This is a genomic window from Calidifontibacter indicus, from assembly GCF_003386865.1.
GTDB classification, from domain to species: Bacteria; Actinomycetota; Actinomycetes; order Actinomycetales; family Dermatophilaceae; genus Yimella; species Yimella indica.
This window is the reverse complement of record NZ_QTUA01000001.1, coordinates 290,764-306,372: the sequence shown is the minus strand read 5'-3', so window position 1 is coordinate 306,372 and position 15,609 is coordinate 290,764. Positions and strand designations below refer to the sequence as shown.

At 70.2% G+C, this 15,609-nt stretch carries 15 protein-coding genes; 9 read left to right on the top strand and 6 right to left on the bottom strand.

Features of this window, described 5'->3' with window-relative positions; translation table 11 throughout:
* Positions 1–183 precede the first annotated feature (183 nt).
* The 3 genes from DFJ65_RS01415 (at position 184) to DFJ65_RS01410 (ending at position 3,112) form a co-directional block, all read left to right on the top strand.
* Positions 184–1,914 (top strand): glycoside hydrolase family 3 N-terminal domain-containing protein, encoded by a 1,731-nt coding sequence (locus tag DFJ65_RS01415; protein WP_342767485.1) that lies wholly within the window; start codon positions 184–186, stop codon positions 1,912–1,914.
* Positions 1,802–2,467, top strand: a complete 666-nt coding sequence (locus DFJ65_RS18305; protein ID WP_342767484.1) for a fibronectin type III-like domain-contianing protein — start codon at positions 1,802–1,804, stop codon at positions 2,465–2,467. The genes DFJ65_RS01415 and DFJ65_RS18305 overlap by 113 nt, the downstream gene beginning before the upstream one ends.
* Before the next feature lie 207 nt (positions 2,468–2,674).
* A complete protein-coding gene (locus DFJ65_RS01410) occupies positions 2,675–3,112 on the top strand; it encodes a hypothetical protein (RefSeq protein WP_115921475.1) in 438 nt (145 codons plus the stop codon).
* 376 nt (positions 3,113–3,488) lie between these two features.
* Here the strand turns inward: DFJ65_RS01410 and DFJ65_RS01400 are convergent, their stop codons facing one another.
* Both DFJ65_RS01400 and DFJ65_RS01395 read right to left on the bottom strand, forming a co-directional pair.
* Complete coding sequence (locus tag DFJ65_RS01400) at positions 3,489–4,349, bottom strand: DODA-type extradiol aromatic ring-opening family dioxygenase (RefSeq protein WP_115921474.1); 861 nt, start codon at positions 4,347–4,349, stop codon at positions 3,489–3,491.
* A gap of 39 nt (positions 4,350–4,388) precedes the next feature.
* Positions 4,389–4,760, bottom strand: a complete 372-nt coding sequence (locus tag DFJ65_RS01395; protein WP_115921473.1) for a DoxX family protein — start codon at positions 4,758–4,760, stop codon at positions 4,389–4,391.
* 92 nt (positions 4,761–4,852) lie between these two features.
* Here DFJ65_RS01395 and DFJ65_RS01390 point away from each other — a divergent pair, with 92 nt between their 5' ends.
* Positions 4,853–5,347, top strand: coding sequence for a MarR family winged helix-turn-helix transcriptional regulator (locus DFJ65_RS01390; protein ID WP_211308332.1), 495 nt, complete (start codon positions 4,853–4,855; stop codon positions 5,345–5,347).
* Between the two features lie 121 nt (positions 5,348–5,468).
* Here the strand turns inward: DFJ65_RS01390 and DFJ65_RS01385 are convergent, their stop codons facing one another.
* Positions 5,469–5,933, bottom strand: coding sequence for a GNAT family N-acetyltransferase (locus DFJ65_RS01385; protein ID WP_245949909.1), 465 nt, complete (start codon positions 5,931–5,933; stop codon positions 5,469–5,471).
* Complete coding sequence (locus DFJ65_RS01380; RefSeq protein ID WP_115921471.1) at positions 5,930–6,559, bottom strand: class I SAM-dependent methyltransferase; 630 nt, start codon at positions 6,557–6,559, stop codon at positions 5,930–5,932. Before DFJ65_RS01380 ends, DFJ65_RS01385 begins: the two co-directional genes overlap by 4 nt.
* A 303-nt stretch (positions 6,560–6,862) precedes the next feature.
* Between DFJ65_RS01380 and DFJ65_RS01375 the strand changes: the two genes are divergently transcribed.
* The 5 genes from DFJ65_RS01375 (at position 6,863) to DFJ65_RS01355 (ending at position 12,765) form a co-directional block, all read left to right on the top strand.
* Positions 6,863–8,455, top strand: a complete 1,593-nt coding sequence (locus DFJ65_RS01375) for a S8/S53 family peptidase (protein WP_115921470.1) — start codon at positions 6,863–6,865, stop codon at positions 8,453–8,455.
* A complete protein-coding gene (locus DFJ65_RS01370; protein ID WP_115921469.1) occupies positions 8,452–9,030 on the top strand; it encodes an RNA polymerase sigma factor in 579 nt (192 codons plus the stop codon). Before DFJ65_RS01375 ends, DFJ65_RS01370 begins: the two co-directional genes overlap by 4 nt.
* Positions 9,027–9,509, top strand: a complete 483-nt coding sequence (locus DFJ65_RS01365; protein ID WP_147301269.1) for a carboxypeptidase regulatory-like domain-containing protein — start codon at positions 9,027–9,029, stop codon at positions 9,507–9,509. Before DFJ65_RS01370 ends, DFJ65_RS01365 begins: the two co-directional genes overlap by 4 nt.
* Before the next feature lie 143 nt (positions 9,510–9,652).
* Complete coding sequence (locus tag DFJ65_RS01360) at positions 9,653–12,076, top strand: CHAT domain-containing protein (RefSeq protein ID WP_115921467.1); 2,424 nt, start codon at positions 9,653–9,655, stop codon at positions 12,074–12,076.
* 206 nt (positions 12,077–12,282) lie between these two features.
* Entirely contained in the window at positions 12,283–12,765 is a 483-nt protein-coding gene (locus DFJ65_RS01355; RefSeq protein ID WP_115921466.1) for a phage tail protein, read from the top strand.
* 112 nt (positions 12,766–12,877) lie between these two features.
* Here DFJ65_RS01355 and DFJ65_RS01350 read toward each other — a convergent pair whose 3' ends face one another.
* Entirely contained in the window at positions 12,878–13,921 is a 1,044-nt protein-coding gene (locus DFJ65_RS01350; protein ID WP_115921465.1) for an LD-carboxypeptidase, read from the bottom strand.
* Between the two features lie 79 nt (positions 13,922–14,000).
* Positions 14,001–15,521, bottom strand: coding sequence for a carboxylesterase/lipase family protein (locus DFJ65_RS01345; protein WP_115921464.1), 1,521 nt, complete (start codon positions 15,519–15,521; stop codon positions 14,001–14,003).
* Positions 15,522–15,609 lie beyond the last annotated feature (88 nt).

Below are 15,609 nucleotides of genomic sequence, written 5' to 3'. Positions count from 1 at the left end.
TGAGACGGTCGGCCACCCGTTCTGCCTGCTCGTGCGGTAACGCCCGCCGAGAGGGCTAGGTGTACTGACCCGCCAGGTTGGGTACGCGGTCTGCAGGTGTGGCGCCTTTGAGTGCGGTGCGGCTGCGCGGCTACGGTCGGGGGACGGCATCGAACCGCCCGACTTCGCAAAGGTGCTCCGCCCATGACCGAGTTCGCTTCGTCCGACATTTCTGCGCTCGTCGCCCGGTTGACGCTCGAGGAGAAGGCGTCGCTGTGTTCGGGCTCCGACTTCTGGCACACCCAAGGCATCGATCGTCTCGGCATTCCGGCGATCATGCTGACCGACGGCCCGCACGGGTTGCGCAAGCAGGCGGGGGAGTCCGACCACCTCGGGCTCAACGACTCGGTGCCGGCCACCTGCTTTCCGTCGGCGGCGGGCCTCGGGTCGACCTGGGACCGCGACCTGTTGCGCCGGGTGGGCGAGGCACTCGGCGCCGAGGCGCAGGCCAACGACGTCGCGGTGGTGCTCGGTCCTGGCATCAACATGAAGCGAAGTCCGTTGTGCGGGCGCAATTTCGAGTACTTCGCCGAAGACCCCTACCTCGCGGGTGAGCTTGCCGCGCCGATGGTGGAGGGTGTGCAGTCGCGCGGCGTCGGCACCTCGCTGAAGCACTTCGCCGTCAACAACCAGGAGACCGATCGGATGCGGGTCGACGCTGTGGTCGACGAGCGGACGCTGCGCGAGATCTACCTGCCGGCGTTCGAGAAGGTCGTCACCCGGGCTAAGCCGTGGACGGTGATGTGCTCGTACAACCGGATCAACGGCACGTACGCCTCGCAGCACCGCTGGCTGCTCACCGAACTGCTGCGCGACGAATGGGGTTACGACGGGTTGGTCGTCTCCGACTGGGGCGCGGTCGACGATCGGGTCGCCGGCGTGGCCGCCGGGCTCGACCTGGAGATGCCGTCGTCGGGTGGCATCAACGACGCACGCATCGTCGACGCGGTGCGCTCGGGTGATCTGGCCGAAGCCGATCTCGACCGGGCAGTGACGCGGGTGCTCGAGTTGGTGGCGAAAGCCGTTGCCGCACAGTCTGATCAGTCGTTCGACGCCGACGCCGACCACGCGCTGGCCCGGGAGGTTGCCACCCGCACGGCAGTGCTGTTGAAGAACGACGGCGGTGTGTTGCCGCTCGATGCTGCCGCTGCTGCAGACGTCGTCGTCGTGGGCGAGATGGCGCGCACGCCCCGCTACCAGGGCGCCGGGTCGTCGCAGGTCAACCCGACGCGGTTGGTCAGTGCGCTCGATGCGCTGACCGAGCGGGGGCTCGACCTGCCGTTCGCACCGGGTTATCGCCTTGCCGGCGCCCCGCAGGAGCAGCCCGACGACGAACTTCGCTCCCAGGCAGTCGAGTTGGTCCGCGGGCGAACCGCTGTGTTGTTCCTCGGGCTTCCCGGCGAAGACGAATCCGAGGGCTACGACCGCCGCCACCTCGACCTGCCCGAGAGCCACACCGCACTGCTGCGTGCCGTTGCCGAGGTCGCCGACCGGGTCGTGGTGCTGCTCTCGAACGGCTCGTCGGTAGAGGTCTCGGCGCTCGAGCGCGATGCCGACGCCATCCTCGAACTCTGGCTCGGCGGGCAGGCCGGCGGCAGTGCCGCCGTCGACCTGCTCTTCGGTGAGGTCTCGCCGTCCGGAAGATTGGCGGAGTCGATCCCGCTGCGGCTCAGTGATTCCGGCCCAGCTCAACTTCCCCGGAGAGCAGGGTTCGGTGCACTACGGCGAGCGGCTGAACATCGGCTACCGCGGGCTCGACGCGATGGACGCCGAGGTCGCCTACCCGTTCGGGCACGGCCTGACCTACACGACCTTCGCCTTCACCGACCTTTCGGTTACGGCCGAGCCGATCACGGCGTCCACGGACGCCGATGATGTCGCAGTCCGTGCCTCGGTGGTCGTGACGAACACCGGCGATCGCGACGGCGTCGCCGTGCCACAGCTCTACCTTGGCCGACCCTCGTCCGTGGTGGCCCGGCCGCCCCGGGAGTTGCGCGGCTTCGAGCGGGTCGAGCTGGCCGCCGGGCAGTCGCGGACCGTCGACTTCGCGCTGACTTGCCGCGAGCTGAGTCACTGGGATGTGCGCGTGCACGGGTGGGTCGTCGAGCCCGGCCCGCTCGTCGTGTCGGTCGGTGCGTCGTCGCGCGACCTCCCGTTGACGACCACCGTCGAACTCGACGCGCCGCCGCTGCATGCCCCGCTCACTGCCCACTCGACGATCAGCGAATGGGTCGGACACCCCGAGGCCGGTCCGGTGGTGCGTGCGGCGATGGGTGAGTTCGGTGCGCTGCTCGACGGCGAGGACGGTGACCAGATGATGGCGTCGTTCCTCGGGTCGCTGCCGCTGGTGAAGGTGCCGGTGATGGGGATGAGCGACGCCATCTCGTTGGATGACATCGACGCGTTGGTGGCGCGCTTCGGCGGGTGAGGCGGCCGGTGCGTGTTTGGATGAGCCATGCCTTCCGTGTCGCGACCCGCCGTCAGGCGCCGTGCGCTGGCCGGGCTGATCGGTGGCGGTCTTCTCGTGGCGTGTAGTGTGCCGCGCCGACGTGAGAAGGCACCCGCGTCCGTCACGCAAACCCCGCAGGCGACCGTGACCGGAGCAACCGGTTCTTCGACCCAAGGAGCAATCGCAATGCCAGGAGCCCCGGCGCGGATCACGATCAGGCCCGACGACTACCACGTGCCCTATGCCGGCACCGCCGGCGACGGTCGCAAGTTCTTCCTCAGCGACGAACTGTTCGTGCCAGACGGCGCCGCTTTCGTGGGACTGTTCCTCTGGAATGCAGATGGATCCTTTGCCGAGGTGAAGGCTGATCGGGCGGACCACCCCACTGATGTTCCCCCTGGACAGGCCGCACCGGCCGGTGCTGACCAGGTGAAGTCGCGGCTGCGTGAGCTCGGTGATTACAAACTCGAACCCATCACCGTCGCGCCGTTCCTGACCGAGGTGGACGGCGTCATCTTCGGCTGGCGGTTCAATTCGTTCGACGGTGTCGACTCGATCAACATCGAGCCCGGCGACTTCATTTGCTACTACGAACCGTGGGACGGATACGAGTACGACACCTGAGGCGACACTCGCGTTGCACCATCGACGCGTTGGTGGCGCGCTTCGGCGGGTGAGCCCGTGGCCGGCTAGCTCGCGCCGGCGCTCAGCACCCACAGGTGGTAGCCGTGGCCGGTGATCGCGATCCGACGATGGTCGACCGGGGGAAGACGTTCAGGTCGCCGCCCGTCGGGCAGTCGGGGCGCGCTGCTGGGATCGGTGAACCGGATGTCGGCGGTGGCATCACCGGTTTGCGAACGGTGCGCCCTCGGTCGTCGACACGGGTGTCGGTGCCGCGTCCGTCGTCGGCCACCGTCCGACCCTATGACTCCCGGGCGTACGAAATCGGCGCGGCAAGTGGTCACCTGCCGCGCCGATCCTTCGTGAATTTGGGTGTCGCTTAGGCGACCTGGAGCGACCTGATCGAGTTGCCGAACACCATCCGGTCGATCGTGGTGGTGGCCTGCGTGGGGTCGCCGGCGCCGAGGGTCAGCAGCAGCGGCACGAAGTGGTCGGCGGTAGGGTGCGCGATGTGCGCCCCTGGCGCCTTGTTGACGTAGTCGACGAGGGTGTCGACGTCGCCGCGCTTGACGGCGTCGGCGGCCCAGGTGTCGAACGCACTCAGATGACCCTTGAGTTCGGGGCGGCGGAACACCTCGAAGCTGTGCGTCATGAAGCCCGAGCCGATCACGAGCACCCCTTCTTCACGCAACGAACGCAGCCGGGTGCCGAGCTTCAGCAGGGCCTCCGGGTCGAGGCTCGGCATGCTCAACTGAACCACCGGCACATCGGCCGCCGGGTACATCGCCATCAGCGGGATGAACGCGCCGTGGTCGAGCCCGCGGTTCGTGTACTGGTGCAGCGGCGTCGTGTCGGCGAGGGTGCCGGCGACCTGGTGGGCGAGCGCGGTGGCGTCCGGGGTGCGGTACTGCAGCGTGTAGTAACGCGGGTGGAAGCCGCCGAAGTCGTAGTAGAGCGGCGCGCCCGCGTCGGAGGCCGAGATCGCCAGCGGAGCGTTCTCCCAGTGGGCCGACACCACGACGATCGCGCGCGGCTTCGGCATCGTCTGCGCCCACACGAACAGGTCGTCCAGCCACTGCGGGTCGTCGAGCGTCGGCGGCGCGCCGTGGCTGACGAACAGCGCGGGCAGCGGTCCGTCGGACGGCTCCCAGTCGCGCTGCGCCTTCGCCTGCGGCAGCACTCGGGCGAGCAGGTCGTCATACGCGCCGGCCGGACGGGTCGGGTTGAACGGGTCGGTCATGGGGTTCGTCCTCTCGCGAGAAGTCGGATGTGGCCCGGCTCAGAAAGCCTGCGGGCCGAAGCGCATCACCGCGACGAACGCGGCGAGCACCAGCAGCACGACGTTGACGCCGATGAGCTGCTGCTCCTTGCGGCGGGCGTGCACGACGGCGGCGAGCAGCATCACGATCGCGAGGCCCGTGGCGGCCAGCGGGGTGAGCACGGTCGCGACGCCGGTCGCGGCCGGAAGCACCAGGCCGATCGCGCCGAGGATCTCGACGGCGCCGATGAGCTTGACTGCGTTCGGCGACCAGTCCTCGACCCAGCCCATCTTCTCGGCGAGCTTCTCCTTGGGCTGGCTCACCTTGGCCAGGCCGGCCATCAGGAAGACGACGGCGAGCACGATGGCGATGATCCACAGAGTGACGTTCACGGAGTTTCCTCTTCGGGTAGCAACTTGAGCTTTCAAGTAAGTCTGATGTGTTGAACTTGATGTGTCAAGTACCGAGTGGCTACCCTTGTTCCATGGCACAGGAATCAGGGGACGTTCCGTGGCTGTCGCCGGACGAGCGAGCGGCCTGGCTGGCCACCGCCGCGCTCATCGTGAAGCTGCCGAACGCGCTCGACGCGCAACTGCAGGCGGACGAGGGGCTCAGCCTTTTCGAGTACATGGCGCTCGCCGTGCTGTCCGAACAGGACGACCGGTCGATGCAGATGAGCGACCTGGCGGCCGCCACCTCGGCGTCGCTGTCGCGGCTGTCGCACGGTGTGAAACGGCTTGAACGACAGGGCTATCTGACGCGCGAGCGGGTGCCCGGCGCCGGTCGTCGCACCCGTGCCATCCTGACCGACGAGGGCTACTCCAAGGTGGTCGGCGCCGCGCCGAACCACGTCCGCCGGGTGCGGGAACTGCTCATCGACGCGGTGTCGGACCAGCAGCTGTGCCAGTTGCGGGAGATCGGCGAGACGGTGTTGGCGCAGGTCGATGACGTGCCGCCGGGCGCCGGCTGGGGAGTCTGAGCACCCGGGCGTCGTGCCCAAGAGGTGGGCGCCGTCGCCCGGGGTCGTTCGCCGACCCCGCCTGGACGTCTGGCGGCGTGAAACGCAGGGGACCGCAGAAGGCTCGGCGAGCCGTGCCCCCTCAGTTGGTCCAGCGGGTTTCGCCGTCGACGACGACGAGCGTCGCGACCATCCCCAGGGCGGCCGCGATGCGCTGGGAGGCGATGTGGTCGGGGTGGATGTGTGCGACGACGTCGGTGACCCCACGGTCGGCGAGCTGCTCGATCAGCAACCGGGCCGCCTGCCGGGCGTACCCGCGGTCTTGGAACGGAGCGCCGATGACCCACGCGATCTCGGTGGCGCCGTCCGCCGGAATGGTCGCTTGCACGTAACCGACGGCGCGCCCGTCGACTTCGACGATCTCGTTCACCCACTGCTCACTGCCGTCGGCCGAACGGCCGCGGGTCTGCACCGCGTACCGCCGCTCCAGGTCGGCCACGCTCGGCGGCTCGCCACCGGTGAACTCGTACAACGACGGATCGGCGAGCACCTCCGCCATTTCGGCGGCATCGTCGACCCGCAGCGGGCGCAGCCCGAGGTCGGTCACTCCGGACGCCGCCCGGTGGCGATGAACATCGGGAACTGCGCGGGCGCGCCGTCCGCGCCCTCCTTGTCGACCACGCCGGCGTCGGCGGTGGCGACGTCGACCAACCCGGCGGAGTCGAACCACCCCGCGACGTGCTCACGTCGGAAACCGTTGTGCCCGTCGAAATCGTGCACGTGCGCGTGGAAGGCGCCGTCGGCGTCGTGGTCGAGATCGATCAGCGCGAGGTGGCCGCCGGGTGCGAGCAGGCGTCCGCACCGGTCGATGACGGCCGCGACGTCACCCATGTGATGCAGCGCCAGCAGCGCGAGCACCAGGTCGTACCGTTCGGCCGGCAACTCGTCGTGCTCGACGTCGAACAACCGCGCCGACCAGCCCGCATAACGCGGGTCGTCGAGCACCGATGTCGCAACCTCGACCATGCCCGGAGCGACGTCGGTGACGACCGCGGTGCCGATTTCGTCGGCCAGTGCACGCGCCAAAAGCCCTGTGCCGCCACCGATCTCGAGCACGCTCATGTCGGGTCGCAGCGGCACCGCCGACCGGACGACGCCGGCCACCGAACGGGCGCGATCGGCATGCCCGGGCTTCTCGTCCCAGCCGGCTGCCTCGTCGCTGAAGCGGTCCATCACGCGTCCTTTCGATCGGTCGAGCTGTCGCGATTTCGTCGGGTTCTCGCCCTCGCAGGCTATGCCACCGAAAAAACTTTCGGATCGATGTATCAGGGGGACGGGTGGGTGCTCTTTCCCGGTGAGACAACCGAACGGTGGAACGGCCCGGCAGGGGGGCAGGCCGTTTCACCGTTCGGTTGGTCGCATCTCGGCCGCCCTCTGTTGCGGGCGGTCGCGACAGGGGCAAACTGCACATGAGGAGTGCATCTGCCGATCTGGAATGCAGGTTCGCCGTGGATTCGCCGTGGATGAGGAGACCCCATGAACGTGGAAGAGCCCGTCACGCCGCGAGCGACGACGAACGGATCGGTGGTCGACCCGTTCAAGGTGGCCGTGCTCGACCCGGGCGCCCGCCGGCGTGCAGGCGACGTGCTGCCCACGGCCTACGTGCGTGACCGGATGCTCCTGCGTGGCGGAGCGCCGAAGGAACTCCACGCCGAGCTGGGCAAGGCGCTCGCCCCGCTCGGACTCAACGTGGCCGCTGCCAGCTCGCGCGTGAGCCTGCCCGCGTCCGCTCGCGCGACCGACGCACGATACGAAGACGCCGCCGCTGCCGTGGCCGCGGTGCTCGACGATCACTGGGTCGACGCGATGGCGATCTCGTCCGCCGACCCGGCGCACGTGGTCGACGCCGACGCGGCGATGGTCGCGGTGCACGACAGCTCGCCCGAAATCGCCAGTCAGCTCTGGCTCAACCACGTCTTCCTTCCCGCCGGCGGGCAGTTCGGCGGGATCGGTGGGCAGTTCGGGGGGATCGGTGGGCAGTTCGGTGGCATTGGTGGGCAGTTCGGTGGCATTGGTGGGCAGTTCGGTGGCATCGGTGGCCAGTTCGGCGGGATCGGCGGCCAGTTCGGTGGCATCGGCACCCCGTCCGAATTCGGTATTCCCGGACGCGGCGGACGTATGCCGGTGCACGTCGGCCTGCGTAACCCGTCCGAGCACGTGCCGGAGCCCGCCCGCCGTCCGGTGGTCGCGATCGTCGACTCGGGTCTGGGGCGCCACCCGTGGTTCGACCGTGACCCGAATGTGCGAGTGGGTGCGCAGTTTCACGGCATCCCGATCGGCGGCCCGAACGCCGACCTCGGCGACGGCATCATCGACCGGATGACCGGGCAGCTGGCGCCGCTCGCCGGACACGGCACCTTCATCGCCGGCATCATCCGTCAGGCCTGCCCGACCGCACGATTGCTCTGCATTCCGGTGTTCTCCGTGTTCGGTCTGGCCGACGAGGGCTTCGTGCACCAGACCCTGACCCTGTTGCTCGCGCGCCACATCGAAGCGCTCACGCTGGGCCGTGCGGAGGGTGTGATCGACGTGCTGTCGTTGTCGATGGGCTACTACCACGAGCAGTCCGACGACCCGGCCGCCGCTCCCGCGCTACGCCGCCTGTGCGAAGCCTTCCGCGACGCGGGCGTGATCGTCGTGGCCGGCGCCGGCAACGACGCGGGCACCCGCCCGTTCTTCCCGGCCGCGTTCGGCGGCGATGCGGCGAGCGACCCGTCCGTTCTCAGCGTCGGCGCGCTCAACCCCGACGGCACGACCGTCTCGCTCTTCTCCAACGGCGGCGACTGGGTGCGCTACCACCGGCCGGGGGCCGCGGTGGTGAGCACGATGCCGATCAGCGTCAACGCCGGCGGTGGCGCGACGGTGGAGTCGGGTCGGCGCTCGACGATCGACCCCGACGACTACGCCTCCGGTTTCGGGGTGTGGAGCGGCACCTCCTTCGCCGCCCCCACGCTCGCGGCCGAGGCGGCGCAGGCGCTGGCCGAGATGGGATCGACCGAAGCCACCATCGACCTCGACACCCAGTTGCGCCGAGCCGCGAACGCGCGGGCCAGGCTGGGTGCGTCGTGAACGCGCCCGCGCCACCGGGCAGCCTCACCGCCCGGGCCGGCGCGATCCACGCCGCCTACCTGGCGGGTGACGAGCAGCGGCTCGGCGACCTCGTCGACCTGTTGACGCCGGTGCTCTGGCACACCGCTCGCGCGCAGGGCGCCGGTGCGGCGACGGCCGAGGACGCCGTGCAGACCGCCTGGCTGCGACTGGTCGAATACGGCACGAAGATGAACGAACCCGCCGCCGTGCTCGGCTGGATGGTCACCACCGTCAAGCGCGAATGCTGGCGTCAGGTGCGCCGCGAGCGGCGCACCACCGGGCTCGACACCGCACCCGAACCGCGCGACTGCGTCGCGGCTGCCGACGCCGAGGTGATCCTCGCCGAGAAGCAGCGCGTGCTGTGGCAACACGTCCAGGAACTCACCCCACGATGCCGCGAACTCCTTCGCGTCATCGCCTTCAGCGACCGCGCCGACTACACCCAGTTGGCGCAGGCGCTCGGCATGCCCGTCGGCAGCATCGGACCCACCCGGGGACGCTGTCTGGGCAAGCTGCGCACGTCCCTGACCGCCGACCCGAGATGGGAGCAATGATGAATACGACCTTCGAGGACGGACCCCTCGATGCCGGCGATGTCGCCGTGTTGACCCAGCTGGCCGACAGCTATCGGCGGCTCGATCCGGTGCCCGCAGGCATGCCCGAACGCATCAAGTTCGCGATCACCGTGCGGTCGTTGGAGGCCGAGGTCGCGCAGTTGGTGCAGGAACGGCCGCTGGTCGTGCGCGGCACCGACACCCACCGGGTCGAGTCGGTCACCTTCTCGGCCGGCAAGGTCAGCCTGATGGTCAGCACCACGCCGTCCGGGGAGTTGGTGCGCATCGACGGGTGGGTGACGGTGGCCGGCGCACAGGTGGAGGCGAGCTTCGCCGAGCGTTCGTTCAGCGCCACCGCCGACGAGAACGGCCGGTTCGTGATCGACGGTGCGCCGCATGGCAGTGTCATCTTCGTGATCCGTCTCGACCCGAACGATCCCGACGAGACGCCGGTCGTGACCCCGCGGATCGAGGTCTGAGAGGCACCATCGGCGATCTGCTCGAACGCGCGGAGACGTGGCGCCGCGCGGCCGTCCAACACAACCACGTCGGCGAGCCCCGACGCGCGCGGCTCGCCCTTCAGCGTGCCCGCGCGGCGCTCGATCGCGCCGACGCGCGTGGGGTGTCGCAGCAGAGCCGATGGATCCGGTTCAACGCCCGGCTGACCGGCGCGCTCACCGAGTTCCTGCTCGACGGACTCGCCTCGGCACACACGGAATTCGCGCTCGCGGTCGAGGAAGCCCGCGACCTCGACCCCGCTCGGTGGCGCCCGCGGTGGCACTTCCAGCGGGCGGGAGTGCTGGGCCGGTCGGGCGACCTCGCGGCGGCGCTGGAGGACATGTCGACGGCGCTCGCCGGGCTCGACAGTTTCACCGAGCTCGAGCAGTGCTCGGTGCTCGTCACCGACGGCCTGTTGCGTGCGATGGTGGGCTCGCAGCGGGCGGCGGCGCGCTCCTTCGGCCGGGCCAGACAGATCGCGGACGCGTTGGGGCACGACGGCATGGCCGCGACCGCGATCCACGACGAGGGCTACTCCGAATACCTCGCCGGCAACCTGCCGCGCGCCCTCGAACTCGTCTCCGCCGGCGACGTCGACGACGGCTACGTCACTCCGGCGATCCTGCTGCTCGACCGGGGGATCGTGCTGCTCGAATGCGGCCTCGTCGACGACGCGCGGACGGTGCTGACCACGGCGACGGAGCACGTGCGCCCGCGCAAACCCGACCACACGGCGGCCGAGATCCAGTTGGAGCTCGCCCGCGCCGAGCGGCTGCTCGGCAACCCGGACGCCGCGTCGCGGCACGCCGGCCGCGCCGAGCAGTTGTACGCACGGATCGGTGCGACGGCGTGGCAGGAGCGCGCCCACCTGCTGCAGCTGGCCGTTTCGCTCGATGCCGGACGAGCGGTTGCCCGTTGCCTCCACGACTGCGGCACGCTGTGGGCGTCTGCCCGGGCACGCGGTGACAGCGAGCTGGCCGATCACGTGGCGGCCACCGCGGCCCAGGCAGCGATCCGATTGCAGCAGTGGGATATTGCACAGTCGTGGCTCGAGCGAAGCTCGGGCCGGACGGCGCCCTCCAGCGCCGCCGGACTGCACCGCACCTGGGTGCGTGCCGGGGTGAGCGCGGGACAGCAGCGGCCCGGCGCGGCCAGGCGGATGCTGGCCGACGCGGCCCGCCAACTCGGTCGCAGCCGCGCCGAGAGCGCGAGTCTCGACCTGCGTACGGCGGCCGCGGTGCACGGCGTCCAGTTGGCCCGGCTTGACCTGCGACTCGCGCTCGACCACGGGCCGGGTGCGGTGCTCGCCTCGCTCGACCGGTGGCGGTCGGCGACCGATCGGCTGCCCACCGTGCGGCCGCCGGCCGATCCCGAACTCATGCAGCTCACCGAGCAGTTGCGCACCCTCGTCGACCGCACCCGAGAGGAGTCGGATGCGCGCGAGCTCGCCGACCTCGCCCGCCGACAGGACGTGCTCCATCGGCGGGCTCGAGCCCGCAGCTGGGCGCTCACCAACGAAGGACTCGCGCCAAGCCCGCCGCGCACCGACCTGGCGCGGGCCCGATCACTGCTCGCCGAACACGACCGCGACCTGCTCTGGTTCGTCCGTCACGACGACCGCCTGCTCGGTCTGGGAGTCACGCGCGGCCGGGCCCGCATCGTCGACCTCGGGTCGGCCGACGAGATCGCCGAGCTCGCCCGCAGGGTGCGCGCCGACCTGCAGATGGCGGCGACGGTGCATCTGGGGGCCATGCGCTCCTCGGTGCTCGGATCGCTGAAGTCAGGTGCGGAGCAGCTTGATCGGCTGCTGCTGTCGCCCTGGCGGCTCGACGCGGGCGGGCTGGTGGTGATTGCCGGAGCCGAGCTTGCCGGCCTGCCATGGTCGCTCCTGCCCCGGATGAGCGGTCGCCCGGTGAACGTTGCGCGCTCGCTCACCGGTTGGGCCGCCCGCGCCACCGAGGTCACCGCCGCGCCGCGGGTGACCGTGTGCACCGGGCCGCGGCTCCCACGCGCCGGCGACGAAGCAAGGGCGGTGCAACACGCCTGGCGCACAATCGAACTCATGGAGGCGAGCACCGGTGACGACCTGGTGCGTGCCGTGACGGACGCCGACCTGGTGCACGTCGCGGCGCACGGCACGCACCGTCCGGACAGCCCGCTGTTCTCGTCCGTCGAACTCGCCGGCGGCGCCGTGTTCGCGCACGAGTTCCAGCCGGCCGGGGTCACCGCCAAACACATCGTGCTCTCCGCATGTGAGGTCGGTGCTGCCACGGTGCGCCCCGGGGACGAAACCCTCGGGCTGGCGTCGTCGCTGTGGTCGCTCGGCGCGGTCAGCGTCGTCGCCGCGCCGCGTCCGGTGCCCGACGAGGTTGCCGCGAGCGTCATGTCGGCCCACCACCGGCACCTCGCGGCCGGGCGGCCGGTGGACGAGGCGTTGGCCCTCGCACTCGCCGGCGCCGATCCGTCGGCCGCGAGCTTCCTCGCGCTGGGTTCGACGACCCGTTTCCGGCCGGTCGATGAGGCTGGGCGTCCAGCCGGAGTGCAGTGACTTGGCGGCAGATCCGCTGCCTGCGGCTATGTTGCAACACGGGCAGGCGGCAGTAGCGTGAACTGCACGGTCTTACTCCTGTTCCCGGAAGGCCACCCATCATGAGCAGCGCACAAGACAGCTCGACGTCTTCCGCGGCTGACCGTCCGGGGTAGCGTCATCGGCGTTCCCGTCCGCAGTTCAACAGTTCGATACGGAGGCCACCCATGGGCCAGGTCGTGGATTTCGTGAACGTGTCGACCGAGGGCCTCGAGTCGTCACCGATGGCCGAGGCGCTGGCCGGGCTGCGCGCAAACGAAGCTCGCTACTTCAAGAACAAGTACGACCACGAGTTCACGGTCGAAGCGGCCGAGGGTTTCGCCGAGGCCGCGGCCGAGGTCGAGCGGGTCGCGAAGGTGCTGAAGGACGAGCGCGACATCGTCATCGAGTCGAAGCCGCTGCAGGTTGCGGTGGCGGACGTCGACGGCATCAACTGGGTGCACGTCTTCTACGAGTCGGGGCTCGCCGTCAATGTGCTCTACACGGTGGCCGACGGTGGCAAGCGCGCCGTCGGGTTCAAGCTGTCCGAGGGCATGGAGCCGCCGGCCGAACTCGACGCGTTCAAGTGGGCCCGCCAGAAGTCGAAGCTGGCCGGCACGATCCGCGGCTCCTACTTCGTGATCAAGGGCGAACACCCGCCGATCGACTGACCACACACCCCGCAAACGCTGCGGTTGCCCGCACACGCTGCGCCTCGCGAAAGTTTGCGGGACACGCGACGCAAGCGCACAACCGCGCCAACATTCGCGGAGGGCGGGTCGGTCAGGCGTAGTCCGCGTACAGCCTGCGCGCAGCGCCGTCGACGGTCACCTGACCGCCGTACGGCACCACCCATTGCGGACGCGTGTGGCCGAACGGCGGGCCGACCACGACGACCGCGTCCGGGTTGTAGCCAGTGACCACGTCGATGGCCGTGTCGCGCTGCTCGTCGCGCTTGGCGCGGCGTTCGGCAGCGCTGGGTCGCACCTCGAAGTCGGACGTCGGCGGCCGCGCGACCACCACGGCATCGACAGCGGCCAGCAACCCGCGCTCGCCGATCGACCGCAGGATCCATCCGAACTCCCGTGCCGGGATGAGCTCCTCCGAGGTCTCCAGCAGCAGCACGCCACCGTCGAGCACCGCCGGGTCGGTGGGGAAGCGTCCGGCGGTCAGCACCCACTGGATGATCTCGATGCACCCACCCCAGGTGCGCCCGGTCACCGCGCGCGCCGGTCCGGCCCAGGTCCACGGCTCGGTGGTCTCGCGTTCGCCGAATTCGGTTAGCGCGCGGGGGTCTTGCCAGTCGACGCCGATGTCCTCAGACTCGCCCGGGTCGATCACCTCGAGCCGCTCACCGCTCAGCAGCGCCGCGCGCAGCGACTGCTCGTGCACCGGGTCGACGTGTGGCCCGGGCCCGAGGTGCACCTGGCTCGACCCACCGTAGAAGCCGGGAATCCCGTTGGTCCACAACCAATTCAGGATGTTCGTGTTGTCGCTGTAGCCGAGGAACGGCTTCGGGTCGGCGTGCGCGAGCTCGGCGTCGAGGTGAGGAACGACGGTGATCTGATCTTCAACGCCGATCGTGGCGAGCACGGCCCGCACGCTCCGATCGCCGAACGCCGCGTTGAGGTCGGCCGCACGATCGGTCGCCGACGCACCGAGCCTGCGAGTCGTCGGATACTCCACGACCTCGAGCCCGGTGATCGCGGTGAGCCGCCGCATCGCTTGTTCGTGAATCGCCGCGGCGACCGCGGGCGCGGCGAAGGACGGCGACAGCACCGCGATCTTGTCGCCGGGGCGGGCCTTGGGCACCTCGAGGAAGCTCATGGTGACGACCCTACGGACGTCACCCCAGCCCCGAAAGTTTGCGCGACACGCAACGTAAGCGCGCAAACTTTGGCGGGGGTCAGGTGGCCGGGTTCTGCGGAGGGGCGGGCGGAGCCTCAGCCCAGGCGCGGTGGTCGTCGCCGCGCGGGTCGTCGACCGTCTCGGGGCCGTCCGTCGCGAACCGCCGGGTCGTGCGGGTGTCGGTGTTGTACGCCGCCCAGCCCGGGTCGCCCGACTTTGCGAAGGCGACCCACGCGGCGTGCATCGCGGTGGCGATCTCCTGCGGCGCGGTGGGTCCGGCGAGCACCGACGACGCGTCGCCGAGGGTGTCGAACACGAACGGCAACTCGAGGGCGTGACACGCCCCGATGCCCTGCGTCGGTGAGGCCCAATGGAATTCGTAGACGAACGTCGGCGCGGAACCGGTGCGGGCCTGTGCGATGCGCAGCGTCGGTTCGCGGAAGAGCAGGTCGGTGATCACGTCGGAGAACACTTCGCCCGCCGACTTACCCGGACGGCGCGCGACGTAACCGTCGACGATCTGCGGCGGGATGCCGTACCGGCCGAGCGACTCGGCCAGGTTGTCGTCGGTCACCGCGGCGGCCATGTTGAGGCCGATGGCCCACAGGTTGAACTCCTGGCGGGTGGTGCCGGTGAGCAGCGGCACGTCGCTGCTCGCGCCGTCGGCGATGAGCGCTTCCGGCACACCGGGCAGCAGGTCACCGTCGACGGCCGGGAACACCGGCATGATGCCGAAGCCGCCGCGGATCGTGCTCGCACCCCAGCGTTCCGGGCGCGGGTCGAGGACGAGGTCGAGGCTGACTGCGTTCTGCGCCGCGAGCAGGTCGTCGGCGCTCACGGCACCGAGCCCCTCGGCGGTCGCGTCGACGCCGAGCTTCTCGGCGACGGCCCGCGTGATCGAGCCGAGTTCGTCGGGCAGACCGGCCGACACACCGCCGCCGCTCTCGATGATCGCCTGCTTGAACAAGCCCTTCGCCGCCGGCATCGCCATGAGGGTCGCCACGCTCATCCCGCCGGCCGACTCGCCCATGATCGTCACATTGGCCGGGTCGCCGCCGAACGCCGCGACGTTGACCTGCACCCAGCGCAGCGCGAGCAACTGGTCGCGCAGGGCGAGGTTCGTCGCAGCGTCGGGCAGCACCGGGAAGCCGGGCACACCGAGTCGGTAGTTGATGCCGACGAGCACCACGCCGTCGCGCGCAAACGCGGCACCGTCGTACGTCGGCACGCTGTTGGCGCCACGCACGAACGCGCCGCCGTGGATCCACACGATCACCGGCAGTCCGGACGCCGCAGGGTCGAGCGTCCACACCGACAGGTTCAGGTAGTCGTCGCCGGGCGAGACGCTGCTCGGCAGCAGCGCGTCCATCGGCGGCGGGTAGGGGCCCTGCAGCGACGTCGGGCCGTGCGCGCTCGCGTCGAGCACGTCGTCCCAGGCCGCGCGCGGCTTCGGTTCAGCGAATCGGGCTGTGCCGGTGGCGGGTTCGGCATAGGGGATGCCCAAGAAGGCGGCCGTGCCGTTGCTCGTCGTGATGCCCCGGACGAGGCCGGCGGACGTTCTCACCTCAGGTGCGCTCATGTCCGCATCCTGCCAGCGGGGCTGGGCGAAGTCAGCAGGTCGCGGCGATCGTCTCAGGACAGAGCGAATCGGTCGCCCGGCCGGGCGT